We start from the raw sequence: 19430 nt of genomic DNA on the forward strand, positions 1-19430 counted from the left end.
CATAAAAAACTTTTCCTCTAATGATTTCAAATTTTTGATTTTCTGCAAACTTCTTTATTCCTGTAATTATTTGATAACCTCGGAAATTCTTTCACCAATTTTTTGAAGTCATCTTTTTCGGCGAACATATTTTGTCTGTCAATTTTATATCTTGTATTATTTTTAAGATTAATAATAAAGCTATCAAAAGTTCTATCATTTTGAAAAACATAATTGTCAACTATGCCCCATGGTATAGTAATATCTCTTTCCCAACTTAGGGGAAATTTCCGTTCCCAAGTATGAATTATAGCTTCGGAAGTAAATACAATTTTTATTTTTGCTGTACCAATCTTATTCGCTATGAATAATGATATTAATAATACTGGAACAAATTGAAGAAATGAAATGAATTGATTTTCTACGTGCGGAAAATACTCTACCAATATAAATGATAATGAACATAGTATAATTATCATTGCAATAATAAATCTACTTACAGAATGTATTCTTACTTTATATTGTCGTTGTTTCATACTTCATTTAATAATATACATATTTTCTGCTCATTTTTGGCCAACTTGCCTATAACGGTTGGGTATATGAAAAGTAGCGGTTTAAAATGTACTACTTTTCGGTTTATAACTACTTTTATTAATATGCTAAAATTTTCGATTTAACATCGAACCCGCTATTTTTTATATACCGTGTTGTGCGTAGTTATTTCATATCAAATTTGTCAGTTTATTCAATAATGTTCGATAATGTAATTTAATATTTGGGTCATCAATAATTAATTTTCTTACTGCACTTTCATAGGTGTCTGTATTGAGTTCTAATCCTCCAACAATTCCATTAATAACTGGTGTTTCCCTTATTGGATATCTAGAGATAAGTCCATTTATATTTTCGTTTTGAATAAGGTTGTTGAAAATTATTTCCTCTTTCTCAAATTCCTCATTTAAGTCGATATTTAATACAAACTGTTCTCTGTTTAGTATGTTTTGATGTCTTGGAAGATTTGACATTACTAAATTCCTTACTTTTTTCTCACACAATCGTGAGCAAAGTCTATCCTTATGTAAGGCGATATTTTCAATAATTTTTGAAGTTGCATTTGTGTATAATTCATCTTTACTCTTACCTGAAATATCTGCAAATCTTTCCGCAATTTTTTCAATTATTTCTGTTCTGTAGTAAAGAGATTCAACTGAATAGGATTCAAGAGCAACAACCCCTTTATTCATAAGAGTTTGAAGTTGTTCAGCTGTGCGGTCATCCGCATCAATTAAACCGAAAACATTAATCCAATGTAATTTATCGGTTCCTCGCACACCTTCAACTGCTCTTTCCACATCTTTACAACTGCCTTTGGGAATAACACTTAATTCTGGAAAAATTAGTTGATAGATTTGTTTGTCAAGGCTTGTCGATTCTCCTTCAACAAACAGTATTTTTCTTTTTGCTCCCAAAATTGACTGTCTAATCTCATTAGGTATTTCATCCGATTCGGTAATTAAATCAGCATCCCAATCTACAATGTTCTTATTGTTCCAAGTACAGTTTCTAATTAATAACACGCTGGATTCGTTATGGTCTATTGGTAAAAATATATCGTGAGTTGAAATAACAAAAACGCAATCTTTTCTTTTATTAAATAATGAGGTTAGTAAAGGTGAAATAATTGCTCTGTGTAAATGCCTTTCAGGTTCATCTAAAATTATTAATTGATTTGGGTCTGTAGTTAGCACGTCAGAACAAATTAACAAAGCATTTCTTTCTCCGTCAGACAATTCCGCTATGCTGTATAATTCACTTCCATTTTTTGAAGCAAATAGTTGTTCATCTTTTCCTAATGATATAATAATTGGAATATTCGATAAAGCTAACAGTTCATTAATCGCTTGAAGTGGTGCCTGAATGTTTGAAAGTATTTTTGCCTTTTCAATATTATCAATATCTACTGCATCTGTTATTTTCCTTGCTCTTACATTTTCTGAATTGATAAGATTGAAAATAGATAAACTTGACCTCTGTGAAGAATAATCATCCTTCCATCGAGATTCTTTGTTTCTATCTTGACCTAATATATATCCATCAGTTTGTTTTTTTTGAGATGCCGTTAAATTCATAGCGTTATCGGTAAACCAAGTTTGTCTATGTGCAAGTATTCTCTTAGAATGTTCAAGATTTTGCTGATACAAAGAATGCATTAAAGTTGATTTCCCAACTCCATTTGCTCCTAATACAAAAAGAGCATTTCCTTCTGAAAGTGGAATATTTAAAACTCCATTATTAGAAGTTTGAATTGTAAATTTATATTTTGATTCTGTCATTTTTTTTTAATTACGCACAACGTCTCGACGCTTGCCTAGGTTGGGGACTTTCGAAGCCGATTATTTTCTGCTTACCGTAAATGTAGTAAAAAAACGCTAATTCCACTAAACCCCCAATCTTGGCAAACGGCTGTTGGCAGTAGTGCTTATTCGGAATTATATGTTTTCCACAAAATTAAGCTTCCACATATCGTAAATATTATTCCGTTTATTAAGTTTTTAGTTTCAAATTTTTCACTGAATAAATTTCCAAGTTGTCTAAAACAAAAACTTACGTATTTATTTCTAAAAAAACCAAATGGGAAAAGAGAAAATAATAGAATTGTAGTTAAAACTGTATTTAAAATATGCCTTTTTCTTTTCCAATTTATCAATCCAATTATAAATATTCCGATTAAAAAGCCAATAAAAAAACCACAAGTAAATATTTGAGATAAATTCACCAACTTCTTTTGTCAAGTTTAAATTTTGGAAACATTCCGATTTTTGCTTGTCAAAAAACTTTAAATAACATTCAAATTTTTCATTTTGAGTGTAAAAATATAAATTCTGTATTCCTTGAATTAAGAAAACACAACCAATAAATTGAATTAGAATTATTTTTAAAATAATGTTTTTCATTTTTAACTTTAGTTGCTTTTTTGGTTTCGGCGCGCGCATTACTGCCAACGTTTTGCTGCTTTGAGATGGCGGGGAATTCGTAACCTTTCAATTTTCGGCTTAACGAAAAAATGATGCGAAACGGTAATTCCACTAAATCCCCACTATATCAAAACAGCTGTTAGTGGCTGGCTTGTTTATTTAGGATTACATTAAATTTTTTTTTCAACAAATCAGAATTCTTATTTATTGTATCTAACTTATGATTAAATGCGAAAAGGTAATACTTGTCCCAACTTTCAACAATAGTGTCATTTTCATCTTCAACGCTATGATCATGACTTTCAATTTCGCGAGTTAAAACATTTATTTTGTTGCTAGGGTTTTTAATTAGCCACGAAGTTTTTTCGATTGCATCACCAGCATCGCCCCAACTTTCTGCTAATTCAATATATTCTGAAATATTGTCTGTAATTTTATCAAATACAAATAGCTTAATGGATGATGGAACATACATTGATGGTGTTCTTACTATTAATCCAATTTTTGAAGAATCAATATCAAACTTACAGCATGCGTAAATATCGTGTTCAAGGAAATATGCTTCGGCTATTTCTTTTGGAAACAAAATAGCGTCTAAGCTATCAATTTGTACTCCTTTGTAAATGCCAAAATTCTCGGAAGAATATATCTCTAAAGTGTCAATAGATATGTTTTCGAATTTGGATAATAGAGTTCGATATTTACTTTTTTGAACTGTTGTCGCAACTACCTTTTCTGTTTTGTTCTTTTCTCCACAACTACATAATAATATTAGCATCAATAAGAGAAGAAGTTGTTTCATGTTATTTCGTTTTTGGTTAATTCTGCGTTAAGCTTGCCACTAACGGCAGTGCATATACTAAGGCAATGCTGAAAAATACAAATTAATAAATTAAACCTAAATAAAAACAAAATGAAAAATATCTTTAAATCAAAAAATTATCCTATTGCTTTTGTATATGCAATGTTAGTAGCTGTTCTATTTTCTGCTACAAGTTGTAAAAAAGAAGAGTTATACACTTCTGATGAATGCAGTAATTTTAAAAAAGGCGATACTGTTTTTACAAAAGAATCTTACACAATCAAAAAACGTATCGTAATAAATAATTTTCCAGAAAATGAAATTATCGAGGTCAGGGATTTAAAATACACTTGGGATATAAATATTTTGTCATATGATGATTTTCGATTCAAAGAATAGCTACTAACGGTATCAGGCTTTGACTTCGTTGCTTGCCCGAACTCACAAATAAAACCTAACAATTAACAATATTAAAATTTAAGACTATGAATACAAAAAATGAAAATTCAAGCAATGAGGCAAAACCTGTGTTAAGCGAGGTTTATGATGAAATCCTAAATCTTTATACAGGAATAGATGAATTAAGAAGTTGGTTATCAAAACCATTTTATGTAGATAATTTAGCTGTTGCTACAAATGCTCACGAAATGGTGTTTTTCGATAAAAACCTAACGTTCAATGAATTGAATATTTGCGAAAACCAAAACCCACAAATCATACTGAATAATATTCCTGCTGAAAGAAATCAATCTTTTAGATTAGACATAAGTAAAATTGAAGATTATTTAAAAAACGCACCTCTTGTGGATGTATTGAAAGAAGTAGGAGAAGATATTAAATGTACAGAATGTGAAGGTGAAGGAGAAGTCGAATGGGAGTATGGAAGATGGACTAAAGATATGGACTGTCCTAAATGCGATGGAGAAGGCTATCAATCTAATTCAAGAAAAGTACCAACTGGAGAAAAAGAAGTTGACGGTCTTACTTTAGTAGATTTAAAAGACAGTAGGTTTTCAATTAAAATGATTGAGAGATTAATTAATGTTAAAAATCTATTACAAGAAAATGAAATAACATTAGTTTATCAGAACAAAGCAAATGGTTCAAATGTGTTTAAAATTGGCAAAATAGAGGTTTTATGTATGCCAATTATGAAAACGAACTCTCAGAACGAACTCGTGGTTTTAAATCTCGCTTAACTTGTATATAACATCAAATATATACATCTTTTTTGATTTTTTTCATTAGTCACTAAGTTTTTTCTTGTTATTTTCATCTACTAAACGATCTAGTGGACTTGATATCTTGTCGGTAGCCATTTTTGAAACATGGGTGTATATTGTCGTGGTTTTAATACTGGCATGACCTAAAAATTTTTGAATGTATCTAATGTCTGTCCCACTTTCTAGTAAATGAGTGGCAAAACTGTGCCTTAGGGTATGTACTGTTGCGTTCTTTGACAAGCCAGATTTTTTTAAGGCTGCCCGCATTACTGCTTGTGCGCTACCGGCGCTGTAGGGCTCACCTGCATATTGTCCTTCAAAAACATATTTATTGGGCTGGTATAATTTCCTGTAATAATCCAGCGAACTCACGATAGAATAAGGCAACATCACCATGCGATCTTTCTTGCCTTTGGCATTTTTAATATGGATTTTATGCTCAGAGAACAAGATGTCGTTCCACTGTAGCGTCACAATCTCGCTTACGCGCAAGCCAGCACCATACCCTATTAGCAGTAATAATTTATGCTTTGGGTTGTCTACTGACCTAAAGATTTGTGCACATTCTTCCATAGTTAGTACAGCCGGCAACTTTTTTTCTTTTTTTGGTCTGGGAAGTTTAAGCTCAAAACCTTTCTGATGTTCTATTTGCTGATAGTAAAACAACAAGGCATTAACCATGCTATGTCCTGAGGATGCTGATAAACCGCGCTCCATAAGTGATGCCAAGTATTTTGTGATTTCTTTATAGGTGAGGTCGCGTTTGCTAACACGTGAAGGAAAACACGATAAAACCAGATGGATTATTACTCCAAAAAAAAGAGGACTTCAAATCCTTTTGAAATCCTCCAAATAATTTTACGAAAACCCCATAGTGGCGGAAGTAGAGCGGTTCTGCCGATAATTCGGGACAGGCAGTTCAACAGCGGTTTCATTGTTGGCTTTTCAAGCCCAACAAAGCCTTAGCTGTTGGCAACAGTTTTTATTTAACTTCCACTAATTGTATTTCATTATCTGAAATTCTTTTAAAAGTTCCAATTACAAAATCTTGATTCTGTATCGTCGTTTCTAAGTCATTACAGATATTCTTACAATCAATATTTATTTGATTGAGTAATTTTAGACCAGAGTCGGTTGTTATAAAATTTTCTCCATTTATTTTTAAATCTATATCAAAAAGAGTTTCATTATCAACTTGTTGAATTGACTTGACCTCCACGAGAGTATATTTTAAAGAACTTCCGTCAGCGGGTGGGTTTTCTATAGGTTCAACTTTTACCGAGAGATTGTAGATTTTTCCAGGTTCATAAGCAAATCCTTCGATATTTGAGTAGAATTTAGTCCAACTATTTGTTCCAATATTATTCCCTTCTTGCACGAGTAATGTTAAAACAGGTCCTACAGCTATTCCTGTGTTCTGGAAATGGTTAATTCGCACATCAATAATTTGAGATTCATTTCCGTCACTATTAGAACAAGAGAATAAAACTCCAATAACCATTAAAAATAAAATTTAAGTTTTCATATTTTTCTATATTTATTTATTATTATTTAGTACGCATAATTTTGTCAAATGGTTGCTAACTAATACACAACGTGCAATATATACATTTTTTTTGTTATATTTTTAATTATTAATTCAGTTTTTCTTTGTTATTTTCTATCTACTAAACGATCTAGTGGACTTACTATTTTATCAGTAGCCATTTTTGAAACATGTGTGTGTATAGTGGTGGTTTTTCTCGTCTGGTTTTATTGCATGAAAAATTATTTTTTATACTTACCATAAATTGGCTGTCCTGCAAAAACATTGTCAATTGTTTTATTTGAGAAATGGTAGCACTATCGTACTTAAAAAAAAGTCCGATGCGATGGGCATCACGATGCCAAATCTTTTTTACAATTATTTGCATAAGATGCAAATAAAGAAGCTAAAATACTACTTTATTTGCAATTAGCACTTCTAAATCATTGATTTTGAATAAACTAAATAATCGATTGTTGTTTGTATTTAAAATGGAGTGTTTTCGATGTCGCAAAATAGGGTCTTGCGTGAAGGATTGAGGCTTTGTTTGAGCTCTCCCGATTTTTATCGGGAAGCGAGTGCCGAAAGCCTGACGCTACTGCAACGGAGTGGAAGTAGGGGCACGCCCAGATGATGTAGGATTTAAGAACAAGATGCTTAATTCAAAATAGTGCAATAATTATGAGATGCTGAAATAAATTCAGCATTAACAATCAGACATATTCACCGCTACGGCGAGGCCGCCCTCTGAAGTTTCTTTGTATTTGTTGTTCATGTCCTTTGCTGTTTCCCACATCGTGGCAACTACCTTGTCTAAGGGTACTTTGGCATGCTTAGGGTCAGATTCGAGCGCCAGTTCAGCGGCATGGATGGCCTTGATGGCACCCATGGTATTGCGTTCGATACAAGGAATTTGGACTAATCCTCCTATGGGGTCACAGGTTAATCCTAAGTGATGTTCCATAGCGATTTCGGCAGCCATTAAAACTTGTTCTGGGGTTCCGCCTAGTACCTCGCACAAAGCCGCGGCTGCCATAGAGGAAGAGACGCCGATCTCTGCCTGGCAACCACCCATAGCGGCTGATATGGTTGATCCTTTCTTAAAAATACTGCCTATTTCGCCAGCGACTAAAAGGAATTGTTTGATTTCTTTTTCGCCAGCATCATGGTTTTCAATCACCAGATAATACATCAATACAGACGGAATTACTCCGGCGCTACCATTAGTGGGTGCAGTTACAATGCGGCCCAAAGCGGCATTGACTTCATTTACTGATAAGGCAAAACAGCTCACCCATTTCAGGATTTGGCGAAATTTTACCTCAGTCAGTCTGATTTGTTCTAACCACGTTTGCGGGTCACTGTAATTAGATAACCCAATTAAATTTTGATGCATATTAAAAGCCCTGCGACGCACATTCAAGCCGCCTGGAAGGATTCCTTCTGTATGGCAACCGATGTACATGCACTCTAACATGGTATTCCAGATGCGCATCAGCTCATGGTCAATCACTTCTGGGGTACGCATGGACTTCTCGTTTTCATAAACGATTTCAGAGATCTTCTTATTTTCAGCGATACAGTAGGCTAAAACGTCGACCGCCTTATCTGTAGGAAATGGAAAAGCATGTTTTATTTCTATTTTCTTTTTGGCATTCACGCGTTCTTCTTTGACCACAAATCCACCGCCAATGGAGTAGAAGGTGGCCACATATTCTTGTCCATTCTCGAGAGTAGCCGTAAATTTCATCCCATTAGAATGAAAAGCGAGGAACTCTTTATTGAAAACGATATCTTGTGAAAAGGAGAATGGAATCAAGAATTCATTGCCTAGATTGATTTGGTTTTTCTCTTTAATGGTCTTTATGATTCCATCAATGTTTGCTATAGGAATATATTCTGGGTCCTGGCCACTCAGGCCTAACATAACGGCTAAATCAGTGGCATGTCCTATTCCCGTTAACGATAGGGAACCGTATAAATCTGTTTTCACTCTTGTGACAGACTGAAGCAGGTTTTTAGCTTTTAGCTCTTCAAGAAAACGTTCTCCGGCGCGCCAAGGTCCAAGGGTATGAGAACTAGAGGGGCCAACGCCAATTTTTAGCATGTCAAAGACAGAGATACATTCTTCCATAAATAGAGCACTTTATTGTACAAATATAGTAGAAATCAGCAATGATTTACACTGTAATTGAACAAATGTTAATTATTTGATACTATTTAGCGTTAGAAAGTAATTATTCTGCAATTAAAAATACAATGTCAATTATAATTTAAATTATAATAGCCTTATGCACAGTGATTTTCTGTTTCGAAAGCTAAATTAGAATACCGATTTAAAATATTTTTTGTTGATACCAACCAAAAGGACTTGCTGCTTCGAGGATAGAGCTTTAATTTTAATCAGCACTGACATCAATTTTTAGAAAGTAGCAATGATACTACAAACCGAGTTACTGTTTTTGCTATCAATTACCTTTTATTCGACGAATTCAGAGCAAAAAACAGTTGGTTTTGAAGTTAGGACTACTTCTAAAAGACTAAAACGGATAGCCAATGGCCAAGTTAAAAACCAAGTTCTCTTTTCGCCATGAACTGCTCCCAAAGCGTACTTCATCCAGCACCCAGCGGTCTCCTTCTGGCAAATATGGTTTGCGAATGGGGAAAGCAAGATCTGTTCTAAGCACTAGAAAAGAAAAGTCAAACCGCAATCCAGCACCCACGCCCACAGCAAGTTCCTGTAAGAAGTTTTTAGAGAACTGCGCTCCAGGTTTATCAGGATTGTCTTTCAACAACCAGATGTTTCCCGCATCGACAAACAAGGCCCCTTTTACAATATCATAAATCTTCGCTCTGTATTCTGTACTAAATTCTAGTTTTAAATCTCCGGATTGATCGGCAAGAAACGTATTGGTAGTCGTTGTGCCATCAAAACTTCCTGGTCCTATAGATCTAGCACGAAAAGCCCTGATACTATTAGTTCCACCGTTAAAAAACTGTTTTATAAAAGGCATTTCATTCGAATTTCCATAGGCAAATCCGGCGCCGGCAATAATTCTGCTGGCTAATTGTCTTTCGCCACCCAATTTCAAATAATGCCTAAATTCATTCTCCACTTTTACAAACTGGCTGAACGGCACACTAAATACTTTTATGGTATCTCCTTTTTTCAAGTTGGCTCCAGTCGCTAATCCTGAGATATTTCCTGCTAGATCTAAACTTGCTTTATAATAGATGTTATTCTTCCTTCTGGTCTCCATTGTATTGGTATAAGTGTAGGAATACGTCGGACCAAAGATCAATTGCTTTTCGATTACTTTTCCAAGGGAGGCATTAGCGATGATTTTCTCTTGGTACAATGGCGTCACGTTTTGCGGGCTGGCATAAGTAATTTCGGTGATGTTGAACTGATGTTCTTTGCGTTCATTTTCTTTCCATAAATAGCCGAAAGATCCCTTGAATGTTTGCAATGAATACAGCTTGGTTCTGTTTTGGAATTCATATCCCAGAGTCGCTTTGGTCTTAGGGACAAAACCGCCAGAAGACACAAAATGGAATGGAGAGAGGATTCTAGGCCAAACCAAGTTCGCTTCGGTACCAAAACGATACACATTGAAACCGTTATTTAAACCCGAAACCTGTACTTCCAGTCCTCCAAATGCGGAGATCGTAAGCAATTCAGCTCCTTTGAAAACGTTTCTGTTGCTCCAGTTCACATTGAGTTCTGTACCGGTGTAATTAGCTGAATTTGTTTTGGCCAATACTTCCAAACGAATGGATTTTTTGGGCAACGGAGTGAGGTAATAATAAGCATCGAGATAATTCCCGATGGTGTCAGCGACTGTAAATTGATTTTTCACAAACTTAAACGTTCCTAGATTAACCAATCGGTTTAGGGATAAATTGTGATTGGTACGGTTGTAGAAATCCTCTTTTTTAAAATAGAAGGTTCGATCAAAAATACGCGGTTTAAATATGTTTTCAGTGTCGATAATCGTGATATCGTTGTGTTTTACAACTGAATCTGTAGTGGCAACAAGGCTGTCCGCATTAATGGAATAATTGGGATATACAATGATGTCGTTAATACGGTACTGGGACTGCGCTGATGGTGGAGTTTCCTTTTTTACCTTGACGATTAAATCAACCTGATGGTCTGCAACCGTGCTGTCCACCTGAACTTTAAGATAATCAGGTGAGAAGTAATAGAATCCTTTTTCTTTAAGACGGGCATCAATGCGCAACCGTTCTTCTTTTATGGTGGTTAGATTATAGCCCTGATCTTTTTTTAGCAAGCTCCTGTCTTCCGTCTCGCGAACGGCACTTGAAAGGATAGTCGAATCCTGAGGGAATTTAATTGCTCTAATGTGGTATTGTATTTTGGGTAATACGGTGTACTCAGCGGTCACTTTTTTACCGTGACGTGTGGAATCCGCCGTGGATCTGGTATTGAAATAGCCGTTGTTTTCCGCATTATTTTGTAAAACTAATTTATTGTATTCGAGATCTACTTTACTGTAATAAACAGGTGCTTCTCCTACTTTATTTTTCAACCAATAGCGAAATCCTTTTTGCTTTTTTGGACTACCTGCAATCTTATAAATAAATAATTTGGGTCTAAAACCAAGAAAGGAGGAATTAGATTTTGGTCTTACAATAGCTTCAAATTGGGCTTTCAAAGCCTTGCGTTCCTTTTTTGGCGTGGCATCGCCTTCCACTTTTATCTTGGCACCCACATACAACAGCTCGCCTTCTGGTAAGTTTTTTGTACCGCTGCAGCTTGCCACAAACAATAGTATAAAAAGGAGGTATAGTGTGGAATTCGTATTCATCAGTCTGCTGTTTGGAATATTCTTTATTTTATTTTTTTTTCGCTTTTGCTTTTTCAAATAACTCTTTAAACTCATTGTAATCTAAAGTTATTACAAAAGCAACCCCGGTTTCAACCACTTGGCCTTGAAGCGCCACTTGGTATTTATTTTTACGATAGGCTTTTAATTTATATCGTCCGTCCTTAGAAAGCTGATATTCTATAATAACATCACCGGCAATAGTGCTGGCTTCTTGGTTTTGTTGTTGTGGTCCTTCCAGGCCAAAGCTGCTTCCTACGGTCACTTTCAACCGATCATTTAGCAATTTTTTAGAAATCCCAACATTTAAATCGGTTTTGTTTTCCAGTTGCCCCGTGGTGTAATCCTGAGAAGAAACTAAATCAAAATTTAGCTCGACACCGCTTATTAAATCGCCTGCGAGATTATTTAATTGTTGTGACAGGATTTTACTTGCACTTTCTCTAGCTAAAGAGGAAACGGTAGTTCCCCCGGATTCGCTGGCAAATGGATTTTCACCTATAAAACGGTTCAACAGTAGTAAAGCAAACACTTGTTTGTTCAATTGATCTGGCTGCTGACGCAATTGGGTCAGTTTAGCTTGTGTAGCGTTAATGATTTCGGTAGAAACACTGTTGTTTCCTTCGGGCAGGATAATATCAAAGGAAATGCTTGGCTTCATCAGTTCGCCTTTCATTTTCAATTCGGTTTCAAAAGGAATTTTTTGTTTATAGGTGTTTCTCACGGAAGCCGATACATTGGCTAACTGGTCTCCCACAAGATCGATGGGTGCTGCCTCGTTTTTATAGACTGCCGTGATATTGATATCTGCCGCCGTAGGTTCCCCGGTCCACAAGATATAACTACCGCTTTTGATGTCAAATTTGCGTTTGATCAAATTAAAGTTCATTTCATAAGACCCTTCCGTTAATTCGTACCGTCCTGTTAAACTTGTTTTTCCGGAGGAATCAAGACCCCCTGTTAATTGGGCTTCACCTTTTAATTTTAAAAAATCTCCATTGGCTTTGTCGATGACAATAGACAATTCAGCCTCTTTGTCCACTTCAATATTTACTGATGCGTTGACGCCTGAGATTTCTAGGTTACTCAGGGCCTCATCTGCTCGAAGCGTGGTCTGAATCATTGGTGGGTTGTCCTGGTCTATAAATTCAACAATACCAGCTCTATCTGCAACCGATGGATCAGACTGTGGCATGACAATCGTGAACTTAGTATCTTTATTCACTTTGATATTCCCGTCCACGACAGGGTTGTTGTAGGTGCCACCTATTCTTAGATGATTGTCGAGGTACATTTCTCCGTAATACAAATCATTGTCTTTCTCTTCAGAATTGATGGCTTTAAAATTTACTGCATCCAGCGTTAAGTCATAACCGATGTTGCTAAAATCTTGACTATCAATTTTTCCATTGATGACTAAATCATTGTCTCTTTCGTCATTTATGACAAATTGATTGAAAACAATGGTGTTGCCAGTAAATGCGATTGTATCATTTAGGGATTTAAAAGTAGAATTGAGCGGGGTGACTTTAAATCCAATTTCATTAAAAAGCAAATCACCAACCACTTTAGGCTGATCTGTATTTCCTGTAATTTTAAAATTCCCGGTAAAAAAACCAGTACTTTCTTTTAGGTTATCCAGTGCGAATCCCTGAATGCTTTTCAGGTTTAACCGAGCAATATCCAAGTTCATGTCTAAATTCCCGTCTCCCATTTTGTAGGTTCCGTTTAAATCGACCAAGTTATCCTGTCCCGTTATCGAAACGCGAGTATTGTAGGTGTTAGCCACTTTAGTATCGACATGGAGGGTAACGGTGCCGATTGTATCTTTCTTGAAAGCAAATTGATCCACAACCAAATCAGCAGTGAAAATCGCCGATTGATTCCAGTTCTTTACAACAGCATTACCATTGATGTTCCCTCTTATTTCTAAGTCGCCTTTTATCGCGATATTGCTGATCGTTTCTATCTTAAAATCGTTGAAGTCAATCGCTATAGCAGCATTGGGTTGCTCGGACTGTGACTGTATCCTAATGCTGCTTTGCTCTTTACTTAATTCAAAATTATTGGCATAGATTCCCTTTTTTCCAAAACGAACAAAGTTATCCGAAGCCATTTTCCAGGACTCATAATTAAGTAACAGTTTCGTTGGATCAAGGCGAAGTTCATTATTTCCCGCCGAAGATTTTAGTGTTCCAGAGAGCAGGTATCTTTCTTTATCTTTTAGATCTTTTAACTGCAAGGTATAAGCAGCAGTATGGTCTTGTACTTTTCCGGTAATGGAAGTATAAGGCAACTGGAATTGACTGTTTTGAATATCATCCACCACAAGATTGTACACTAAAGCGTTGTCCTTTGTATCTACTTTAAGTACCGCGTTTGTAATTGTATTGTCGCCGTAAACTAATTTTGGGATTGCTGCATTTAAGACAATCGAATCATTGACCGTGTTGTAGCGGCCGGAGAAGGAAATAGGTTCAAGACTCTTTAGTTCAGGAATAAATTTCACTAAAATTGGGCTATCTGAAATGGCAACTTTAAATCGCAGTTGTTGCTTTTCGGCAACAGCTTGTTTACGAGATGGGCTAGCCGCGTAATAAGTAGAAAATGAGTTAGTGATGGCGTCAGCTATTGTAGTCAACTTGTATTTCCCTTCTATTTCGGCATTTAAAAATGGGGACTTAAAAAACAGCGTGTTTTTGTCTGCAACTGCAGTAGCAATCATGGTAATAGAATCAATAACAAATTGCTCTTTTTCATCGGCAATGGTAAGTTGGGTAAAATTGAATTTTCCATTAAGATAATCGAGGTCGACTGATTGAATATCCGCATCTAAGATCCCTCTAATTTTCATGGGACCGGCATGTAAATTCAGTTTATCCAAGTCGGCAACATCAATATTCAACTTTATTTTCCCGGTAGGGTATTTGTCTTTAAAACTACCGCTGCTCACTAAGTCAAAGGTTAAATTAGGATCTTTACTATCAGCGGTGGCTTGAAACAGGCTGTTGCTAACGGTTCCCCTAAGATCGAGATTTTTATAGTTGTATTTATTATAATAGATTTTCCCTATGGTTCCTTTTATGGTGATATCAGCTGTTTTTGGGTCTAATCCGGATCCCTTGATCGTGGCGTTTCCACTAATTTTTCCAATAGAATTGTTCTTAATCAGTTTTCCCAAATCGAAATTTTCCAGTTCCGTTTTGATATCATATTTTTCTTTGTTTTTTATTCTTTGATCAAATAATGCTTTGATTTTTGCAGGACCAAAACTACTCTCCAAAACCAGATCAGTGGTGAAGTTATCGATGGTCCCTTTGAAGGTTCCTGTGGCATTAAACGATTCCGGTAAATTGATGGAATTTGGGATAGTTTCTTTTGGCAAGAAGTCATTGACATCCTTGGCGGTGGATACAAGTTCCTTTATGTCAAAATCAAAATAGGCTTTTTCAGTATCTGGTAAACCGGTAATGATTCCGCTGCCTACAATTTTTGTATTGCCGATACCGCTGAGTTGTATACTTGGAATCTCGATTTCGCCTAACTTGCCAAAGATCTTGCCGTTAACCTGAAGTATAGCATTTGGATTGTTCTTAAAAGGCACCGTATTGGCTAAATCAGGAGCAAAAAGCAAAATATCTTTAAACCCTATATTACTTTTCTTTAAAGTAGCATTTATACTTAATTCTTCTAAATGATCACTAATGGCCGCAATTGATGGGTAGCCTATCAGGAGTTCGTCTTTTACTAAGGTCTGGGGTGTTTTTAGGTACAAATTTTTAAAAAAAGAATTCGTTTTTCCGTAGAAAAAATCAGCTGTAAACGCTTGAACGTTCAGACCACTTTGTTCTTTTGCTTTAAAAGCATTTATTTTACCAGAGGTGCTTACGGAATTGTAATGGATGTCCTGGGCATCAAAGCTTAGCGACTGTACTTTTAAATGGTTGTAATCAAAGCCTTTTGGTATCGCAGCAGCATTGTGATTATCATAATTAAAAGCAACGCGTTTGATATTGGATTCTCTGACCTTAAAATCCCAGTCTCTGCTAGCACTTGCAGCCGATTCTTTTTTCGTCGTGTTTTTTCCTGATTTACGAAAAGTAACTTTTCCATTTGCATCCGATACATTGAGGACATCAATCAAAAAAAAATGATTGTAAAAATCGGTATTGTCAAATTTAGTTAGTCCCTTTTTTAAATAAAAAGTAGTACTTAATTTACTAGCTTCATCCTGATAATCTACTACAATTTGCGATAAATCAATTTCGCCTAACTGAAGTTTATATCTGGTTTGAGGACTGCTGTTATCCTCATTATCATTTGCTGTAATACCTTGTTTGTATTTAAGGTTTAATCCCTTAATCTTGATCTTGGGCACTTCGAAATCCATCTTCTCTAAATCAAAAGTTTTGATGCGGGTTTCAAGGTGATTCAGTTGGATAGAAAGCTTATTTTTTGAAAAGGCATCGGTATATCTCAAGTTTATCTTGTCCAGATTGAGGTTTTCTAGCGAAAATGTCATCGGGTCTGTGTCTGGATTTTGATTAGTAGGGGAAGAGAATGCTTTGATAATATAATCAAAGTTAAATACAGAAGTCGAATCTCTATTTATATTTGCTGTAACTCCCTGAAAATTGACGGAGTTGATTTCAATTTTATTATTGAATAATTGAAACATACTGATGTCAACGGTGAGTTTATTAGCGCGCAAAAGTGTGTCTTTTTTTATCCCTTCAAAATATACCCCTTCTACTATTATTTGTTTGGGAAATCCAATATCAATTTTAGCGATAACAACCTTCGTTTTGATTTTATCCTGTATATAAAGCACTGCTTTGTCCTTTGCAAAATTTTGCACATAAGGGATTTGGATAAGCAGCAGCAGCAACAGGAATAATACGATGATTGTTCCTACTGTCCATTGGAAAATTTTCAAACCTTTTTTTAAATATTCTTTCAAATGGTACTGTTTTTATAAACCAAAAAAGTCAGGATCTACCGTAATTCTAAATCAAATTAACCACAAAGATGAAAAATTATATCGATACTCCTTTATAAATAAGAAAGTTTAAATTGTAAAATTATTGGATGAGAATCATGACAAATGGAAGATATCTTTAAAAGTTGTAATTCAAGAGGATCGGTAGCGCGTCATGGACCTTTTTCTTTTTTACTTTCTATACACTCGAAGTCCATTGAATTCCTGAGCCTCTTTCTCATGCAATAAAAAATCTTTTACTGCCATTAGCATCGCCTTGTAATACGTAAAAAGTTCCTAAATAAAATTGATAATCGTGGTGATATCGATTTTTTCTAATGAGGCATTTTGTGCCTCTACATAGAAGTTGTTTAATGCTGAAGTATAGTTGTCTTCTATTACACTAAACCGCTGCTCCAGGTTTTCAATACTAGCAGGTATTTCTTGGGTCATCAGTGCATTGAGCTGCTGGTATAGTGCTTCCGTCTCTTGCTCGCTGTGAATAAAAAAATTGTACTTGATGTCTTTGGACGAATTTCTTGAGTTAACAATATTCGCACCTGTACACTTAATGCTTTTTACAGCGTGTAGAGCGTTGCGTACAGCAGCAATTAACGGGTTGAGATGATAATACTGTTATGATTCTAATTTAGGACTTAGTTTTAAATAAAAAACTTGAAGCGCACCCTGCAGCTGCTTTAGAAAATCATACTTTTCTTCTACTGTTTTTATAAAAAATTTGTTTTCCTTTTGGATTTGTGCATAATTGGAATTTTCACGGATGTATTGGGTGTAAATTTTAAACAGCTCTAAATTGAAAAGCATGGAATTGTGAGTACAATAGTCTTTTTTCCTTTTAAATAAATCTCAGGCAGACGCTCAGCTATGGTAGCATGTCCAATAAAAGCAGTCATTGCTCCATCGGATTTCTTGAAAAAACGTTCTAGAAAATGGGTGAACTTATGTAATAGGGGTTACAAGATGATAAAGGAACCCAAGTTGATGATCGTGGAGAACAGAACCAAGCCAGCGAGAGGATCACTGACATAAAATAAGTCAGTAATCAGAAATAGTATGGGGCTTAAAAGAAGGAAAGCAAAGAGGGTGACGAAAACATTGAAAAGAAAATTTCCCAACACGATTCGCTTTTTTCAAGTATTGCCGCCTACCCCACCGAGCATTGTTTTAATGGTAGTTCCAGTTTGTGAGCCCAATATAATGGCAGCCGCGATAGGCAAGGATATTTCTCCAACATGAAGCGCACTAAGCGTAAGTGCCATTGTCACAGAACCGGATTGAACAAAATCATTGATAATAAAACCAATGAGTAAAAAAACAGCTAATGAGATGGAAGTATAATGCGAAAAATCAAAAACTTTTACCTTCGACTCTGTGGATGTTTTCATAAACGACAGTCCAATAAATAATAAACTAAATCCGAAAAGAAAATAAGAAATGTATCGATAGGTTTTCCCATTTCCAAACAAGATAAGGATAAGGCCTCCTAAACAAACAGCAGGATAGGAAACTACTTCTATATCCATATTAAATCCCAGCGTTGCTAACATCCAGCTGTCAAGTGTCGTTCCCAGATTTGCCCCTAAGATAATAGCCATTGCAGTCCTCGTGGTAAATACACTTGTATTCATAAAAGACTAGACCATAAAGGAAATCATAGAACTGCTCTGTGGAATACTGGTTACTATCGCACCTAATGTAAAGACTCCAATTGCATTCTTTGTAATGCGTTGTAAAAAAAGTTTAAAACTCTTTCCAGAAAGATTTTTTAAAGACTCCTCCAGTAAATACATCGCAAAAAGAAAGAGACCTCTACTTGCATCGAGTTGGAGGAGCTAATGAAATATTTCCATAGTGTAAAAGATATTGAAAGATAGGGGAAAATTTTTCGATATAAAAACAATAGAATAATTTTTAAGTATAACTACTTAAATAACTTACATTTTTTTTAAAGTTTGTTTTTTAAGTAAAAAAACAGAATCATAATTGTTAAATTTTTAGCGCAGCCACCATACTTTAGGGGCCCGAGCATCGCAAGAATCTCCATATTATGTTCTTTATCTCTTTGATTATTTTTCAACGCTTCTAATACCGAACCAATTTATGTTTGAGTCCAAATCATTTTGGTATACTGCCGATATAGTATGAAAATAGTACGATGTAGCTGGACTCTGGTAAATATACAAGCGGTATAACATACAAGCTATGAAAGCTGTAAAGTATTCAACAATTATAGCTGTTTTTATATTTGTAGTCATCATATTCCTTCTAGAGCAGGTTGTTGGTCTGCCGCCTCTGGCACTAAAAGTGAAAGGCTGTAGTTGTGTTTGCCGTAAAGCCTTCGGGTTGTTTCTCAAAAGGAAGAAATCGCGCATCTACATTCGGATTATTCCTTTGGGTCTGATCAGCACGATGTAGCATTTGATTAATTGCCGTCTTTCCACCTATACCATCACAAGGTAATTTAGTTTTGACATTTGATTACTAGGTTAAAACGAATAAAAAAGCAGCAGACAAAAAAAAAATCAATTACTACGATAGGGATGCAACTAGAAAAAGAGCTTGGAAAATTTTATTATAGAACGCTAATTTGCTACTTTTTTAGAATGGATTCGGAAGTGTGTTTTTTTTTCAGGTCTGAAAACAGTGTTTACGACTCTGTTATGTTGTGTTTTAGGTCTTAATGGTTGAGTAGCGGACGAGAATATTTTCATAATAAGTAAAAATCAAACGCTTTTTTAATTAACTTTAACTATTGTTTAAACCTTTAAATTATTTAAATATGTCAGGAGAAAGTCTTTTAGTGTGGTTGCTTTTAGGGGTAGTCGCAGGATGGTTAGCCGGTCTAGTTATTAGCGGGGGTGGTTTCGGTATTATTGGTAACATAATTGTTGGTGTTATCGGAAGTTTTTTAGGGGGCTGGCTTGGCTCCCAACTGGGCATTTCTGGTGCCGTTGTGGGAGGTTTTAGCGTAGCAAGTGTAGTTACCGCTGTATTAGGGGCGGTAGTCTTATTATTCATTGTTAGTTTAATACGTAGGGTCTAAAAAGCAACAAAATCAAAGTAGCAAAAAAAAA

Annotated in this window: 12 protein-coding genes and 1 pseudogene; 3 read left to right on the forward strand and 10 right to left on the reverse strand. The window is 35.3% G+C overall.

The features are described 5' to 3' along the window. Window positions 1-704: 704 nt before the first annotated feature. Window positions 705-2315: a DUF4435 domain-containing protein gene (locus tag A3SG_RS0112480; protein ID WP_016990359.1), complete on the reverse strand. Its 1611-nt coding sequence runs from the start codon at window positions 2313-2315 to the stop codon at window positions 705-707. 781 nt (window positions 2316-3096) lie between these two features. After that, window positions 3097-3759: a hypothetical protein gene (locus tag A3SG_RS0112490; protein ID WP_016990361.1), complete on the reverse strand. Its 663-nt coding sequence runs from the start codon at window positions 3757-3759 to the stop codon at window positions 3097-3099. Between the two features lie 111 nt (window positions 3760-3870). On the opposite strand from A3SG_RS0112490, the gene A3SG_RS0112495 reads away from it, so the two are divergent. Both A3SG_RS0112495 and A3SG_RS0112500 read left to right on the forward strand, forming a co-directional pair. After that, window positions 3871-4158 (forward strand): hypothetical protein, encoded by a 288-nt coding sequence (locus A3SG_RS0112495; RefSeq protein WP_016990362.1) that lies wholly within the window; start codon window positions 3871-3873, stop codon window positions 4156-4158. A gap of 86 nt (window positions 4159-4244) precedes the next feature. Then, window positions 4245-4958 carry a hypothetical protein gene (locus A3SG_RS0112500; RefSeq protein WP_016990363.1) on the forward strand — a complete coding sequence of 238 codons (714 nt, stop codon included), beginning with the start codon at window positions 4245-4247 and terminating at the stop codon, window positions 4956-4958. A 45-nt stretch (window positions 4959-5003) separates the two neighbouring features. Here A3SG_RS0112500 and A3SG_RS19830 read toward each other — a convergent pair whose 3' ends face one another. From A3SG_RS19830 to A3SG_RS21635, 8 genes and pseudogenes are all read right to left on the reverse strand, one after another. After that, a complete protein-coding gene (locus A3SG_RS19830) occupies window positions 5004-5711 on the reverse strand; it encodes a tyrosine-type recombinase/integrase (protein WP_316945244.1) in 708 nt (235 codons plus the stop codon). 253 nt (window positions 5712-5964) lie between these two features. Next, window positions 5965-6483, reverse strand: coding sequence for a DUF4377 domain-containing protein (locus A3SG_RS0112510; protein WP_016990365.1), 519 nt, complete (start codon window positions 6481-6483; stop codon window positions 5965-5967). A 730-nt stretch (window positions 6484-7213) separates the two neighbouring features. After that, window positions 7214-8641 (reverse strand): L-serine ammonia-lyase, encoded by a 1428-nt coding sequence (locus A3SG_RS0112520; protein ID WP_016990367.1) that lies wholly within the window; start codon window positions 8639-8641, stop codon window positions 7214-7216. Between the two features lie 406 nt (window positions 8642-9047). Next, complete coding sequence (locus A3SG_RS0112525; RefSeq protein WP_029596792.1) at window positions 9048-11339, reverse strand: BamA/TamA family outer membrane protein; 2292 nt, start codon at window positions 11337-11339, stop codon at window positions 9048-9050. 28 nt (window positions 11340-11367) lie between these two features. Next, complete coding sequence (locus A3SG_RS0112530) at window positions 11368-16317, reverse strand: translocation/assembly module TamB domain-containing protein (protein ID WP_016990369.1); 4950 nt, start codon at window positions 16315-16317, stop codon at window positions 11368-11370. A 315-nt stretch (window positions 16318-16632) separates the two neighbouring features. Beyond that, a complete protein-coding gene (locus tag A3SG_RS21630; RefSeq protein WP_016990370.1) occupies window positions 16633-16788 on the reverse strand; it encodes a hypothetical protein in 156 nt (51 codons plus the stop codon). A 698-nt stretch (window positions 16789-17486) separates the two neighbouring features. Next, window positions 17487-18149: pseudogene (locus A3SG_RS0112550) on the reverse strand (Na/Pi symporter); the annotation flags it as partial. Between the two features lie 273 nt (window positions 18150-18422). Continuing rightward, entirely contained in the window at window positions 18423-18728 is a 306-nt protein-coding gene (locus A3SG_RS21635; RefSeq protein ID WP_157485456.1) for a hypothetical protein, read from the reverse strand. A 407-nt stretch (window positions 18729-19135) separates the two neighbouring features. Between A3SG_RS21635 and A3SG_RS0112560 the strand changes: the two genes are divergently transcribed. Then, a complete protein-coding gene (locus A3SG_RS0112560) occupies window positions 19136-19399 on the forward strand; it encodes a GlsB/YeaQ/YmgE family stress response membrane protein (RefSeq protein ID WP_016990375.1) in 264 nt (87 codons plus the stop codon). The last annotated feature ends 31 nt before the right edge of the window (window positions 19400-19430 follow it).

Origin of the sequence: Flavobacterium sp. ACAM 123, from assembly GCF_000264055.1 — a bacterium.
Lineage (GTDB): Bacteria > Bacteroidota > Bacteroidia > Flavobacteriales > Flavobacteriaceae > Flavobacterium.